The following is a 14828-nucleotide window of genomic DNA, read 5'->3' on the forward strand; positions in this document are numbered from 1 at the left end:
TGCCATCATGATCACCATTCTGGCGCTGAATTTTCTGGGAGACGGCCTTCGGGACGCCCTGGATCCCAAACTGAAAAACTAGCGGACGGGGAGGATCGAGATGAACGACAATATACTTTTGGATATTCGCGACCTCACCGTTCACTATACGACAGAGGAGGGCATCGTTCGGGCAGTGGAGGGGCTTAACCTTCGACTGGAGCCCGGCGACTCCCTGGGGTTCGTGGGCGAAACTGGCGCAGGGAAGACGACCACGGCCCTATCTGTGATGGGTCTCATCCCCAGTCCTCCGGGGCGAATCGTCGGCGGCGAGATAGAATTTCAGGGCCGGAATCTGCTGGAAGCCTCCGAGGACGAGATGCGCTCTGTCCGGGGTGGAAAAATCTCCATGATCTTTCAGGATCCCATGACGTCGCTCAACCCCGTGATCACGGTTGACGAACAGATCGCCGAGATGATTCTGCTTCACAACGACGTGGACAAAAAGAAGGCTCTGGAGATGGCTGTCGACATGCTGGAGGTCGTGGGTATCCGGGCCGAGCGGGCTCACGAATACCCACATCAGTTTTCCGGCGGAATGAAGCAGCGGGTCGTCATTGCCATCGCACTGGCCTGCAATCCGGCGTTGCTCATCGCCGATGAGCCCACGACGGCTTTGGACGTCACGATTCAGGCTCAGGTTCTGGAGCTCATGAAAGACCTCAAGAGAAAATTCAACACGGCGCTTATCATGATCACTCACGACCTGGGGGTTGTGGCCGATATCTGCGAGAAGGTCGCCATCATGTACGCCGGCTCCGTGGTGGAATACGCTCACAAACGCCCCCTGTACACGACGCCCCTGCATCCGTATACAGTGGGTCTCTTCAACTCCATACCGGACGTTGACGACGACGAAGAATACCTCAAGGTCATACCGGGGCTCACGCCGGATCCCACGTCCCTGCCGTCGGGCTGTCCCTTTCATCCACGTTGCGAAAAAGTCATGGATCGATGCCGAAGCGAACGTCCCCGGTGGACGGAAGCCGAATCAGGGCACTTTGTGGCCTGTTTCCTGCATCAGAAAGACTAGGAGGATCCCGTCATGGCTGAAACCGGAACCAAACTCATCGAAGTGACGAACCTCAAAAAATACTTTAAAACCAAAAAAGGCATGCTCCACGCCGTCGACAACCTCAGCTTCTACATCGACAAGGGCGAAACCCTTGGCCTTGTGGGTGAATCCGGTTGTGGCAAATCCACAACCGGTCGGGTTCTCATCCGTCTGCTGGAGGCTACGGGAGGACAGGTGATCATGGATGGTCAGGATGTCCTCGCGGCGTCTCCCCGTGAGATGGCCGAATTGCGGACGAGAATGCAGATGGTCTTTCAGGATCCGTATTCGTGTCTTAACCCCAGAATGTCCGTCTCGGAACTGATTGCTGAGCCTCTGGAAGTGAACCATCGTTACACCGGCCGAAGCGAACGTCAGGCCCGGATCAGGGAACTTATGGATATCGTCGGCCTTGCCGTCAGACTCACCAACGCCTACCCTCACGAGCTGGACGGCGGGCGACGTCAGAGAGTTGGTATCGCCCGTGCTCTGGCATTGAATCCCGACTTCATCGTCCAGGACGAACCGGTATCGGCGTTGGACGTCTGCATTCAGGCTCAGATACTTAACCTCATGAAGCAACTGCAAAAAGACCTGGGGCTCACCTACCTGTTTATCTCCCACGACCTCTCGGTGGTCAAACACGTCTCCGACAGAATCGCCGTCATGTACCTGGGTGCCATGGTCGAACTTTCGGACTATCGGTCCATCTTTAAAGATCCGCTTCATCCGTACACTCAGGCGCTTCTCTCCGCGATCCCCATCGCAAAGGTTGACGTGGACCGGACACGAATCCTTCTGGAAGGCGATGTCCCCAGCCCCATAGAGCCGCCACCCGGCTGCCGATTTGCCGGTCGATGTCGCTTCAGGCAGGAGCGATGTTCAACTGAAACGCCTGTTCTCAACGAACTCGAGGCTGGCCGATGGGTTGCCTGCCACTACGCACGAAAACTCGAACCACACAGTGCATAAAAAGGCCCCCGAGCCTTACAAGCTCGGGGGCCTTTTTCGTTCGTATATGTGGCATGAAGTAAGGTAGCAGCCTACAGTATCTTTTGAACGTTTGTGTCAGCTGAAAGCAGAGAATAGACTTTCACGGGGGGTATGTTTGAGGCGACGAAGCCACAAACATTGATTTTGAGGGAGGCATACCACAGAATACAATTTGCAACAAATATTTAATAAATATTGCTGAATAAATATTGAAAGGGTGAATGAGAATCTCGATAATGTTAATAACTTAAAATTAGTTATGATTTTTAAAAATACAAGCAGTTTTCTCTTCCTCTCTGGATACTGAAAAAAGTTTCGAATCAACAACCTCGTGGATTGATTCAATTGAGGAAGCCAACGTAAAGCTTGAATTATCGATCATTCTCTTGATAGCGAATCGGTCGTGAGGCACTTATCGCGGCTGCTGGCCTTTACTGAGAGTTTCCTGTATACCCCAGATCGAGGGAGAAGCGGTGGGCGACGTCCCGTAAACAACGAACGACGGTATCGATTTTCTTCTGCTTTCCTGCACTTCGAAACGCCAAGAGAGCTACACTGACAGCCGCGACGGCTGCGCCATTATAGCCCCGTATAGGCACGGCGAAACAGAGAAGTCCATCGACGAATTCACCTCTGTCCACAGCGTAGCCACGCTCTCTGGTTTCCCTCAAATCAGCCAGGAGGGATTCCATATCGGAAATTGTGTTCTCCGTGTGTTGCACAAAAGGGTCTTGGGCCAGAAGATCGACGACGGCAGAATCATCCATACAGGCGAGCAAGGCCTTTCCCAGTCCGGTGCAGTAGGCGGGCATCTTTCTCCCTATGGTCAGGTCAATCTTGAAGGTGGAGACACTGTCGATCTTGTCTATGTAGACCACGTGCTTCCCGTCCATGATGGCCAGGTTAATGGCTTCCCCTGTCTTTTCCGAGAGTTCTCTCATAAAGGGCTGTGCCTGTTTCCGAAGCCCCAGCCGCTTGACCACGTTGTTCCCGATCTCAAACAGCTTAAAGCTGTTGGCATAGGTATGGCTTGATCTGTTCTGAGTGACGTATCCCAGGTGTTTCAGCGTGTAGACCAGACGATACGCTGTGCTGCGCTCCAGACGGAGAGCCCGGGCGATGTCGTTGATCGCCAACTCGCCTCTTCCGTCTAAAAGCTCCAAGATCGCTAAAGCTCGTTCAACAGACTGGACAGTACCGGAAACGTTCTTTCCCACACCAATCATCAGTCCTCTCATGGCATCAAAGCCCTGGATTGAGGCATCGACTAGTTTGCCTCTCTTATTCGGATGCATAGGTATAGACGATACTTGGAGCTCGTGTTGAATTCGACCGATCGATCCGATTCAAGGTCGTTCATAGCAGCGGCAGACGGTTGTCAATACAGACCAGCCAGATGGGGAAGAAGAGTAGACAGAGCCGGGATATAGGTGAGGATGAGAATATCCAGGATCATGATCAGTATGAAAGGCCAGATGGCCCGTGTAATCTCCTCCAAGGTAACCCCGGAGATACTGCACCCTACAAACAGGCAGACACCCAGGGGAGGAGTTACCATACCTACAGCTAGGTTCACCACCATGACGATGCCAAAATGAAGAGGATCCACGCCAATCTGTCCTAAGACGGGGAGGAGTACGGGAACAAGGATGATGATGGCTGCGACAGTCTCCATAAAGGTCCCGACGATCAGAAGAAGGACGTTGATCAAGGTGAAAATAATCACGGGGTTTGATGATACAGACAAAAGACTTTTGGCAACCGCAAGGGGAATTTCCTCAGCCGTTAATATCCAGCTGAAGACCGAGCAGGTTGATATGATGAACATGACAATGGAGGTCCCGACCACGGATGTGATGAGGATCTCCCGAATGACCACAAACTTCAAGGCTTTGTAGACCCAGGTTCCCACGACGAAGCCATAGACGACAGCTATGACGGCTGCCTCGGTAGGGGTGAAGATACCGCCGTAAATACCCCCCAGGATGATAATGGGCATGAGCAGGGCCGGCATGGCGTCCTTGAAGGCCTCCCGCCTCTCTTCTCTGGACATTTTCTCGTCGCCTCTATAGCCTTTTCGGCGTGAGATTTTCCAGGCGACGAACATAAGAGACAGTCCCACTAAAATGCCGGGGATAATACCACCCATGAAGAGAGCTCCGATAGAGACCCCAGTGAGGGTCCCGTACAGAATCATGGGTATACTGGGGGGGATCATCACGCCTAAGGTTCCGGCGCTGGCCTCCACAGCAGCGGCGAAGGGGCTAGCGTACCCCTTTCGGACCATCGCGGGGATGAGAAGCGATCCGATCGCGGCAACCGTCGGAACAGCGGCTCCAGAGATAGCTCCAAAAAACAGACTGGCAACGATGGCCACAAATGCCAACCCTCCGGAGAATTGACCGACGAAGGCGTTAGCGAGGTCGACGAGCCTTTTTGAGATCCCCCCGTACTCCATGAGAGATCCTGCAAGAAGAAAAAAGGGCACGGCCATAAGCGGGAAGGAGTCTGTGGCGGTGATCATCTTCTGGACGACCAGGACGGGCGGCACTGAGCCGGAGACGAGGACGGCCACCAAGGACGATAGACCGATAGCCACGGCGATGGGGACGTTGATCCCGAAGAGGATAACCAAAGATGAAAAAAGAACCGCCGCCGTCATAGGGTATCACCGCCTCGATCAAACAGTACACTTAACAGGTCGAAGGTGGTATAGATGGTCATCAAGATCGCTCCTCCGAAGAGAGCTGAGTACGGAATGGCCATGGATATTTCCATCGCGGGGGAACTCTGGTAGAAGACCATGCCTAGAATCTTAAAGCCGTAGACTGCCAGAAATCCGAAGAATAGCAGGGCCATGAAAAGAGCCACCATGGAGACCATACGCCGAGGGGTTGCCCCGAGCAGCTTGACCAGCGCCTCGACACCCACGTGTCCGTGCCTCCGAACGGCGATGCTGGCCCCAAGAAACGAGAGCCAGACCAGAATATATCTGGCTGCCTCCTCAGACCAGGGTAGGGACGACCTGATGACAAATCGAAAGAGAACCTGCAAAAAGACGATAACCACCATAGCGACCAAAAGAGCGCTGGCACACCCCTCAACAAATCGGTTGAGGGCTCGGACGACAATCTCAAAATACTTCATTGGGAGCCTCCAATAAACGGTAAACGAGGGCCGACGAGGAATCTATCAGTCCCTCGCCGGCCTCATCGGATGGGGTTACTCCGACAGGATCTGGTCTAAGAGCTTCCCGTCATCGCCGAGTTGCTCCCTGAACTGGTCGTAGACTACCTTAGTCTTCTTCAGGAAAGGCTCCTTATCGGGGTACGTAACGGTCATACCTAACTCCTTCAGTTTAGCCACCTGCTCGTCCTCCATCCTGGTGATCTCTGATCGCTCGAAAACAGCTGACTCCTGGGCGGCTTGCAGAAGGACATCCCGATATTCCTCGGGCATCTTGTCCCATACTCGCTTGCTGATCAGGAGCATGGATGGTGAAAACACGTGTCCGGTTAGAGCAAAATGACCTTGTACCTCGTATAGTTTGGATGTGTAGACGACAGGAACAGGGTTTTCCTGACCATCGACCACGCCCTGTTGAAGGGCGGTGAAAAGCTCCCCCCATGCCATGGGAGTGGGGTCGGCACCCAAGGCCTTCCATATGGCCATATGGACCTTGTTCTCCATCGTCCGAAGCTTCAGTCCCTCAGCATCCTCGGGGGTTTTGACGGCCCGTTTGGAGTTGGTGAGGTGGCGGAAGCCATTCTCGTACCAGGCCAGGCCTTTGATGCCTTTTTTCTCTAAAAGGCCCATCACGTACTGACCGATAGGACCGTCCAAGGTCTTGTATGCGTGATTTTTGTCTCGGAAGAGGAAGGGGAAATCGAAAAGCATGAACTTCTTCTCGAAACCACTCATCGGCCCTGTGGATGATACGACGAGGTCGACCGTCCCCAGCTGCATCCCCTCGAGTAGGTCCCGTTCGCCTGAACCCAGTTGGTTATTGGGAAAGATCCGAATTGAGACGGCTCCGTTTGTTTCCTTCTCAACCATTTCCTTGAACTTCTCAGCTCCCAGATGATACGGGTGAGTCATCGGTACGGAATGACCAAGCTTTAGAGAGAAGCTCTTATCAGCAGCGAGGGCAGAACAACAGAAGATAAGCGTAAGCGACAGAACGGCTAGAATGACAACTTGCAAGAAAGATTTTTTCATAATGTATAACCTCCTCGTTTTAATCGAATGGCACAATCAATTAGAACCATATCTCATCTCTTTGACTTTGATGAGGTTATAGAGAACTCGGTTCACCGGCGTGATGACGCCCAGCCCCTCACCCTCTCGAACGATGGCTCCGTTAATGACGTCGATCTCGGTTTTCCTGCTGTTACCCACGTCCTGAAGCATGGACGACAGGTTCGCTGAGGTTTTCCTGCACACCTCTTTCACGTGTTCTGCCGGGTCGGACGATATGAAACGCACCCCCTTGGCCTTTCCCACGTCTAAGGCCTCCGCAACGGCCTTCTCGAGCAGCTCTTCTGTTTCCTTATATTCCAAAAGAGCCCCGTTGGTCAGACCAGTCAAAGCCGTGAGGGCGTTGATGCCTACATTGACGACCAACTTGTCCCAAAGGACCCCTTGGATGTTAGAGGATAGCTGAGTAGCAAAGCCAGCCTGTTCAAGGCAGGAGGCCAATTCGTCCAGAGAATCTCGATTGCTTCCATTCAGGGTACCGATAATGGTATCGCCTTGACCGGCGTGTCGAATTCGCCCGGGGCCGAGAAGGGTAGCTCCGTGGGCAGTCGTTCCGGCAATAATCCGATCCTGACCAACCAATGAGCTTAAAACATCCACGTTCCCCAAGCCGTTTTGAAGTGTCAGGATCTTCGTCTTCTGCCCCATAAGACATCGGGCGCTTTCCATGGCTTCGGCAGTATACGAAGATTTTACGAAGACGAAAACGATGTCTGCCTCTCCAGCAAGAAGAGGGTCCGTGCAGGCTCTGATCCCGTCTATAACCCGATTGCCTCCGATACCTTCTATCTTCAGCCCGTTGTCGTTTATGGCTTCGACGTGATCCTTCCAGACATCGAGGAGAACCACATCGTATCCAGCCTCAGATAGCTTACCTCCGTACAGACATCCCATGGCGCCTGCACCAAGGATGACAAACTTCATCAAAAGCCCTCCTCTCGCCTGTTGCAGACGAACAGATCACAACTATCAAGTTTTTTACCCCTATCCTCTGTGCTTCCCAAGTGCTCTATTGTGGTTTTTCTCATTAGGCACCCCTTTTTTGCTCCGTCTCCAGCACTACGAAGAACGTATCAAGAGAATTCGAGCCTCCAGGCCTGCTTTCACATAGGAACTCCTCGCAGTTTAGCAGAGAATCTCACAATATGAACAAGGAGTCTCATGTAAAGTAATTATCACTATACACCCTTTAGAGAATCAACGCAATAGGACAAGGGGCCTTACTTTTTGCTGATCGGTTAATTTAAAAGCCTATCGTATTTCGGCGTCTCGTCGCCTCTGGAGGAATATGATATAAAAGATTTAAAGGGCACCTCTAAAAATGCCTACGCAGGATATTCAGGAGGAAGATCATGAGCGGAGAGCAGAATCGATTTGTCAGAAGAGGTGTTGTTGTGATGCTTCTGGCTGGTTTGGCCTGGGGAACAACTGGAACTATTCAGAGTCAGGCTCCGTCAGGAACAGTTCCCCTGGCCCTGGGGTGGGCCCGATTGGCCTTCGGTGGGGGATTTCTTCTCTTGACCCTCATCGTTCGTGGTAAGGCTCGCCTTGAATGCTGCCTTATTCCGTGGGCTATCCTTCCAGGTCTTGCCATGGCTGGATTTCACGTATTTTTCTTTCTCACCCTTGCTCGATGTGGTGTGGCGATGGGAACCATGCTGGGTATAGGATCCTCTTTGATTGCAGCCGGACTTTTTGGATGGATTATCGGGGAACGACCGTCAGGCCTTTGGTGGGGTGCCGTTTGTCTGGCTCTTGCAGGGCTCTTCTTTTTAGTCTCTCTAGGAGAGGGAATGAGTCTCGATTTTATGGGCCTTGCACTGGGTTTCGCCAGTGGAGGATTCTACGCTATGATAGGTGTTGAGTTAAAGGCTCTTGCCCGTCGAGGCCTTTCTGCGCTTGAGCGACCTGCTGTGGCCCTCATTTCTGGGGCGCTTTGTCTGCTTCCCGCAACGTTCTTCGTCGATCTCTCGTGGCTCGTAACCCCTAGAGGATTAGCGGTTGCCTTGGGCTTGGGTGGACTCTCAGCAGCTCTCCCTTACGGCCTGTTTTCCGTGGCTTTGGCCTACATCACTGTGGGACAGGCCTATACCCTGGGCCTTATGGAGCCGCTAACGGCAACCTGCTTAGGTATTTTTCTTCTGGGAGAGCGCCCTCCTCTCCCGGCTTACCTGGGTATGGTTTTGATACTTCTCTCCCTGGCGCTCTCTGGCTGGGATGCTGGGCGACGGGATGCGAAAGACAATTCCTCCATGAGACAAGTCCGACAAGCATGAGGCGCCATGCTAAGAGATTTTCTAACAAAAAGACCTCTGCTATATGCCAGAGATCTTTTTGTTACAGCAACTTAAAACAGGTAAGGCTGGAAGGCTTTGCCTCCTAAATTCCCTGCATTACAATCCCCAGAAGAGGCGGATGACCTTCTCTGAGGGTTTTTTAGTGCATTTAGCAACGGTGATGAAGGCCAATAGGGAAAGCAAGAGTGATGGCACGATAGGATGGAGTCCGAGAGGCCTCGAGATAAAATTGTTGAAGTACAGGTAGGTTCCGATACCGGTCACCATACTGGCTATCGCTCCCGGCGCGTTAGCCCCCTTCCAGTAGAGCCCGAGAATGGTGGGCCAGAGGAAGGTCGAAAGCTGTCCTGCCGTAGCGAAGAGGTTCAACCATACCATGAGCTCAGGTGGGTTAAAAGCCAAAGCTACGATGATCAACCCGACGATGCCACAGGTGCCCATGGTAATGATGCGAAGCGTTTTAAACTTACCCTTCAGATCTGGATTAATATAGTTCACCAACAAGTCGTTGATGATGGCAGCGACAACCACCAAAAGTTGCGAATCCACTGTGGACATCACTGCTGCCAAGGGACCAGCGAGGATAAGCCCGGCAATCACAGGATGGAATAGAGTGCTTATAAGCGTTGGGACGACCAGGTCTCCGGAGGCAATACCGGATACCTGAGTCATTCCGAAGGCACCGACGAGATGCATGCCCATCAACAGCAAAAGGGATGTTATGGTTCCGTAGACGATCCCCGAGTGGAGACTCTTCGAGTCCTTATAGCTCATTGCCCGCTGTGCGATTGCAGGTAGCCCTATGACAGCAAAACCGACGAGAACCCAGAAGCTTGAGACCCATGGGACTGTCATGAACCCTTCTTTCGCCCCATAAGGGGAGATCATGCCAGGGTTAATGGCTTTCATTTCCTGCACGATGTTGGGGATGCCTCCCCCTTTCACCACGATAGCGATGAAGAGGCTTATTGTGGATATAGTCATCACAACTCCCTGGAGGGTATCGTTGAAAACGACGCCACGAAAACCACCGATGGCCGTATGGACCACCATTGTCACCGCAAAAAAGATGAGTGCCGTTTTGTATTCGAGCCCTGTAGAGCCTTGGAGCAGTCGAGATGCGCCTATAAGTTGGGCGGCCATGGCAGCGGTGAGGAAGAAGATGATGGACATAGATACGATGATCAGGACTGCGTTACTTTCGTAGCGGGCACGCAGGAAATCACTGATGGAGTTAGCCCCTGTCTTTCGCGAGATAATAGCGAACTTTTTGCCTAGGGCCATCAAGGTGTAGTACCCGGTTGGGATTTGAGACATGGCCAGGAAAACCCAGGCGAGTCCGTGGGTATAGGCTGCTCCTGGGCCCCCTGTGAAGCTCCCAGCGCTCAGGTAAGTGGCGACGAGGGTCATAGCAAGAACGAAGCCTCCAGTGTTGCGTCCCCCGGTCATATACTCTTCCATGTACGCTGAGCCGCTCGCTCCCTTGCACAGGCTGGCCCTGTTCACGAGCTTGAGAGCGTAGACGCCGATGAGGTAGATGAGCCCGAAATAGCAAATGATTGGCAGAAGTGTGGCCCACTGTATCGTATTCATACCCGTTCCCCTCCGTCTCGTATGAAAGCTTCTGCCTCTCCCTCTGTCATGGGATCGAGGGGCATCTCCCGCATTTTCTTTTTGACGATATATATCGTCATCACGATAGCAAATACAGAGTTAGCGATGCAGCTGATGAAGAACCATGCTGGAAAACCCAGGATGTAGGAGTAGTTCTCCACAGGCCCGCCCCCGAGGCCATATCCCCCCACGATCCATATCACGAGGTTAACTATGCCGAGGATGACCCCATACAGGGCCTCTCTTTCACATATTTTATAGCGGGGATCTTCGATAAACCCGTACTCGTTTTTCTTAAGAACTTGGGGTTGTCTCTCTTCTGTCATGATCTCCCGATCCTCCCTTCAGACTAATAAAGCTTGTCGAGCTCTACCTCTTTGTTGAAGGAATATTCGTCAGTCGGAAATTCTCCACTTAATGCCTCTTTGTGGAACTGGTTCAGCCCATTTACCATGACCTCACGAACATTGGCGAAGAGTTTCACAAATTTCGGTTTGAAGTCGCCGTACATGCCCAAAAGATCTTGGGTTACTAGTACCTGGCAGTCTACGAAGGGACCGGCTCCGATGCCAAGAATGGGGACGCTCACGGCTTCGCTAATGGCTTTGCCCACTGTTTTTGGAACGCACTCCAAAACTATGGAAAAGGCTCCTGCCTGCTCAAGTTCTTGTGCATCTTTGATAAGCTGGCGAGCGCTCTCTGGCGTTCCTCCTTGGACCTTGAAACCGCCGAGCTGCGTGGCATTCTGGGGTGTGAGGCCAATGTGCCCCATAACCGGGATCCCGCCATTCACGATGGCCTCTACCAAGTCAGCGTATTTGGCTCCCCCCTCCAGCTTAACGCAGTCGCATCCAGTTTCTTTGATCATTCTCGTAGCATTGTGTATCCCCTGCTGGATGCTCTCGTTATAGGCCCCAAAGGGCATATCTCCGACGATGAACGTATCCGGTGCGCCTTTTACTACAGGACGGATATGGTGGATCATGTCTTCCATGGTCACAGATACGGTATCTTTGTATCCGAGCATGATCATACCGAGGGAGTCCCCTACGAGGATGACTTCTACCTCACTATCGTTAACTATTGATGCCGTGGTGTAGTCGTAGGCTGTTACGTAGGCGAACTTTCTGCCCTCCTCTTTGTACCTCTTAAAATCAAGGATCGACATTTTCTTCTTCATCTTTTTCTGGCTCCTTCCTTTTATCCTATGTCACGTTCTCTTAAAGAAACTTCAGATCCTCTTCCTGTTTATCGAAGTATCCTCGAGCCTTGCTGTTTCCTGCATTTCGTTGTCGCATAAAGAAGATGTTTTATGTCTTGGGAGTTCATCTGAATCCGTTATATCAGCCCCCTATCGATGTCGGAGCTTTCGATCATACTCCACGACACCATCGATGACGGTACAGTCCACCCGAAGTGTGTGAATGTCCATGGAGTTCACAGACAAAATGTCCCCCGAGAGAACGATCATATCCGCTAACTTTCCTACCTCAAGACTTCCTTTGATGTTCTCCTCAAAGGAAGAGTAAGCTCCGTTGTATGTGGCTATCCGAATAGCCTCCGTGACCGATATCCTCTGAGTTGCATCGCACTGGACGTTTTGGCTTCGATCATAACGGTTAACCGCCCCATCTATAGTGTGAATGCCCTTGGGCCCCGATGGCCCATCGCTTGACAGAGAACACATGATTCCTGCATCAAGCATGCTGCGCAAGGCAATCAGGCAGGAATTACGATCTCCATAGAACTTCATGTAGTTGGCACCGATCATTTGGATCATTCCTGCATTAACGGAGGGACAGATATTCATGGAGGCCATGCAGTCAATCAAATCCTGGTCTGCCAGGGTACAGTGCTCGATGCGGTGGCGCATATTTTTGAATTTTTCGGGGTTTTCCTGAAAGCAGTCTTTGTATCCTTCCACCATAAACTCCACTGCAAGGTCGCCGATAGCATGGGCAGTACACTGGCACTCTGCGTCAACGATTTGCTTGATATACTTTCGAACCTCATCTTGCTCCCAACCTCGCTCTCGTACCAACGAAGGGTCATGAGAATAGGGGGCGCGAGTCGCACAGGAAGGGCCTCCCGATCCTCCATCGATCATAAACTTGCAGGGGCCAACCCGGAAACGCTCGTCTCCAAGGCCTGACATGAAACCCAGAGCCAGCCAATGTCCGTTCTGCTCCAGGGAATACTCTTTGCCGAAAATGCTGTGGAGAGCCATATTGACCCGAATCTTGAAGATGTTGTCTCGACAAAGTTTGTGCATAATATGATACGACGTGGGGCCGCATTCTCCCATGTCACCAATAGACGTAATGCCTGCCTCTAAGGCTTGCTGATGGGATTTCATGGCTGCTCGAACCTGCTGTTCCTCCGTATACTCTACCATTCCCCACAGCTTAAAGTGGGTGTGACCGCGCACCATGCCGGTGAGCCGCGCGTTTATCACTTCAACTTCGTTCTCTGGGTACTTTGCAGCATCCTGTGGGGTATACACATTGAGGTAAGTCAGGGCCTGCGTATTGTACATACATATGTGTCCGCCGCCGTGCATGCAATGTACAGGGTTGTCCGGGGCAATGGCATCCAGCTCATCTATAGTGGGATGGCGCTGTTCGTCGGAGAAGAGCTCCGGTTCGTATCCCATCATGGAGATCCACTCGCCTTGCTTTTTTCGTGTGACGGCTTTCCGAAGATTGTTAAGCATTTCTTCCAGGGAGTCACAGTTTTTCTTGGTAGTGTCGATAATCCCGGAGTCGAGATCTGAGTCCAGAAGGCCATTCAGAATGGGGTGGAAGTGGGTATCGTTGATGCCTGGCATAAGGGTGCGTCCTTGAATATCCCAAACTGTTGTCTCCTTCGATAGATATGGGGTTATGCCTTGGGAACTCCCTACGTAAGCGATACGGTTTCCCTTAATACCGACTGCTTCGACAATCTCATCCCTTGCGTTTACAGTGATAACCCTACCGTTTACGAAAGCCATGTCAAGCTTATTGCTCAGCATGGGGTCCTCCTTCACAAGAGTGCCTCCTTTCTTTCCCTTTTATACTTTTGAAATGTCCCAACGCAGCCTTGATACGAACTATATTATGGCTAGCGTAATCTCATAATACGAACAAGGGTCTCATTTAAATCCATTAATAGCATACTCCCTTTAGTCAGCCAATGCAACATTATAGAGACACCTCTTGGCGTTGAACTGTCACCCCATAACTGAATCAGAGAAAAAGTCACCCCTCCGACAGGAGTTTCCTGGATACTACATGGGTATGAGACAGGAGCGAGTGACAGTGTCATACAGGGAAATCAAGCGGATCAAGGTCATGGAGCTGCTGGTCAACGGGGGGATGAGCAATCATGAGGCAGCGGAGTCCCTGAGCCTCTGTCGGAGGCGGATTATCAGCCTCAGGAAGAAGTACAAAGCTCACGGTGAAATGGCCCTCATTCACGGCAACAGGGGCAAACATCCCAGGCAGAGGAAGGGCTGTACTGCTCTTCACGCTTATATCGACGACGCTACGGGTATCGTCGTCGGTGCGTACTTGACTGAGAATGAGAGTACCGCAGGCTATGTGTCCGCATTGGCTCTGGGGAAGGAACGACGTTTGAGCACGTTTGGACAGGGGGTGAAGGGCCTCGGTACAGGCAAGATCTTCGCCCTCTCTCCTGAGGCAAAGGGACGTGTTGAATGTTTGTGGAATGTTCTGCAGGACAGACTGCCTGGAAAGCTAAGGCTCCCTGATGTTTCTGATATTGAGGGATTTCCTGTTTGCACGCAGAGAGATGCGCAAGTTAGTCCATCAATTTATGACGGGAGCCGATGCGTACAAATGCTGATCCCCTGAATGCTCTATACCAAAATGTTAAGGAGCGCTCATCATGCCCCGAGTATCCTTCTGTGAGGAATTGCCTGCCGAGTCAACGAACGAAGGCTCATGATTACTCCAAAACAGTTTTATTATCTTCTGATCGCTAAGAGGTTCTTGGGAACCTCTAGGAATCCCATATATAACATTTTGCCTGAATAACTCGGCTTTTGTCGTGATTTGGGTACAACAAATATCGCCCCTGACTTCATCATCAGGAGCGAGTATCGAGTAATGAATGGTATAGGCCAAGTTCCTCAGTTCTATGACGGTTGAGGTTCTGGCTTTCCCAATAGTTCGAATGATCAGGGTACCAGCCTTCATGACCTGAGCTCCGAATATGTGCTCCACCCGGCTTCGGACTTTGGACCTTGTTCTGTTGCCCTGTCTTTCCCACAATGTGATGGGTTCGCCTCTGTATCCTTTGCGTTGGGTCTTCGGTCTGTATCCTCGTTCCTCAAGCCAGGAGAGGCTCTCTCGACTTCGACAGGCTGAATCGGCATAGATGTCCTTACTGGTTTTGCTGGTATCTATGAGGGTCTCGAAATAACAACACCATGAAGGAGATGATGGTGTCAAACTACGGCCAATTGAGAGATCAGGCACGACATGTTCCCTATGATAGGAGCTCTCTTTGGGTAACCTTCAAAAAGGTTTCAAATTCAAGTGTTTTGTTAATATAGAATCTAGCAAGATACC

14 protein-coding genes and 1 pseudogene are annotated in these 14828 nt (G+C 51.6%); 5 read left to right on the forward strand and 10 right to left on the reverse strand.

The window, feature by feature from the left end; translation table 11 throughout:
• The 3 genes from CSA35_05510 to CSA35_05520 all read left to right on the forward strand — a co-directional run.
• The coding region (locus CSA35_05510; protein ID PIE54403.1) for an ABC transporter permease at nucleotides 1-82 on the forward strand (82 nt) is incomplete at its 5' end.
• Between the two features lie 18 nt (nucleotides 83-100).
• Complete coding sequence (locus tag CSA35_05515) at nucleotides 101-1072, forward strand: dipeptide/oligopeptide/nickel ABC transporter ATP-binding protein (GenBank protein PIE54404.1); 972 nt, start codon at nucleotides 101-103, stop codon at nucleotides 1070-1072.
• A 12-nt stretch (nucleotides 1073-1084) separates the two neighbouring features.
• On the forward strand, nucleotides 1085-2065 hold the full coding sequence (locus CSA35_05520; protein ID PIE54405.1) for a peptide ABC transporter ATP-binding protein: 981 nt from the start codon (nucleotides 1085-1087) through the stop codon (nucleotides 2063-2065).
• 452 nt (nucleotides 2066-2517) lie between these two features.
• Here CSA35_05520 and CSA35_05525 read toward each other — a convergent pair whose 3' ends face one another.
• The 5 genes from CSA35_05525 to CSA35_05545 all read right to left on the reverse strand — a co-directional run bounded on the left by CSA35_05525 (nucleotide 2518) and on the right by CSA35_05545 (nucleotide 7267).
• Nucleotides 2518-3312, reverse strand: a complete 795-nt coding sequence (locus CSA35_05525; GenBank protein ID PIE54406.1) for an IclR family transcriptional regulator — start codon at nucleotides 3310-3312, stop codon at nucleotides 2518-2520.
• A 152-nt stretch (nucleotides 3313-3464) separates the two neighbouring features.
• The gene (locus CSA35_05530; GenBank protein PIE54407.1) at nucleotides 3465-4748 is read right to left on the reverse strand and encodes a C4-dicarboxylate ABC transporter permease; all 1284 of its coding nucleotides are present in this window, start codon (nucleotides 4746-4748) and stop codon (nucleotides 3465-3467) included.
• Nucleotides 4745-5233: a C4-dicarboxylate ABC transporter substrate-binding protein gene (locus CSA35_05535; protein PIE54408.1), complete on the reverse strand. Its 489-nt coding sequence runs from the start codon at nucleotides 5231-5233 to the stop codon at nucleotides 4745-4747. Before CSA35_05535 ends, CSA35_05530 begins: the two co-directional genes overlap by 4 nt.
• A gap of 75 nt (nucleotides 5234-5308) precedes the next feature.
• A complete protein-coding gene (locus CSA35_05540) occupies nucleotides 5309-6304 on the reverse strand; it encodes a C4-dicarboxylate ABC transporter substrate-binding protein (protein PIE54409.1) in 996 nt (331 codons plus the stop codon).
• 36 nt (nucleotides 6305-6340) lie between these two features.
• Nucleotides 6341-7267 (reverse strand): 2-dehydropantoate 2-reductase, encoded by a 927-nt coding sequence (locus tag CSA35_05545; protein ID PIE54410.1) that lies wholly within the window; start codon nucleotides 7265-7267, stop codon nucleotides 6341-6343.
• Between the two features lie 428 nt (nucleotides 7268-7695).
• Between CSA35_05545 and CSA35_05550 the strand changes: the two genes are divergently transcribed.
• Nucleotides 7696-8619 carry an EamA family transporter gene (locus CSA35_05550; GenBank protein PIE54411.1) on the forward strand — a complete coding sequence of 308 codons (924 nt, stop codon included), beginning with the start codon at nucleotides 7696-7698 and terminating at the stop codon, nucleotides 8617-8619.
• A 117-nt stretch (nucleotides 8620-8736) separates the two neighbouring features.
• Here the strand turns inward: CSA35_05550 and CSA35_05555 are convergent, their stop codons facing one another.
• The 4 genes from CSA35_05555 to CSA35_05570 form a co-directional block, all read right to left on the reverse strand.
• A complete protein-coding gene (locus CSA35_05555; protein PIE54412.1) occupies nucleotides 8737-10233 on the reverse strand; it encodes a sodium/panthothenate symporter in 1497 nt (498 codons plus the stop codon).
• Nucleotides 10230-10580 carry a sodium:pantothenate symporter gene (locus CSA35_05560; protein ID PIE54413.1) on the reverse strand — a complete coding sequence of 117 codons (351 nt, stop codon included), beginning with the start codon at nucleotides 10578-10580 and terminating at the stop codon, nucleotides 10230-10232. The genes CSA35_05555 and CSA35_05560 overlap by 4 nt, the downstream gene beginning before the upstream one ends.
• A 23-nt stretch (nucleotides 10581-10603) precedes the next feature.
• Nucleotides 10604-11434, reverse strand: coding sequence for a 3-methyl-2-oxobutanoate hydroxymethyltransferase (panB, locus tag CSA35_05565; protein ID PIE54414.1), 831 nt, complete (start codon nucleotides 11432-11434; stop codon nucleotides 10604-10606).
• A gap of 171 nt (nucleotides 11435-11605) precedes the next feature.
• Entirely contained in the window at nucleotides 11606-13282 is a 1677-nt protein-coding gene (locus CSA35_05570) for a hypothetical protein (protein PIE54415.1), read from the reverse strand.
• Between the two features lie 271 nt (nucleotides 13283-13553).
• Here CSA35_05570 and CSA35_05575 point away from each other — a divergent pair, with 271 nt between their 5' ends.
• Complete coding sequence (locus CSA35_05575; GenBank protein PIE54416.1) at nucleotides 13554-14108, forward strand: hypothetical protein; 555 nt, start codon at nucleotides 13554-13556, stop codon at nucleotides 14106-14108.
• A 200-nt stretch (nucleotides 14109-14308) separates the two neighbouring features.
• On the opposite strand, the pseudogene CSA35_05580 reads toward CSA35_05575, so the two are convergent.
• A pseudogene (locus CSA35_05580) lies at nucleotides 14309-14675 on the reverse strand (IS5/IS1182 family transposase).
• Between the last annotated feature and the right edge of the window lie 153 nt (nucleotides 14676-14828).

Origin of the sequence: Dethiosulfovibrio peptidovorans, assembly GCA_002748665.1 — a bacterium.
Lineage (GTDB): Bacteria > Synergistota > Synergistia > Synergistales > Dethiosulfovibrionaceae > Dethiosulfovibrio > Dethiosulfovibrio peptidovorans_A.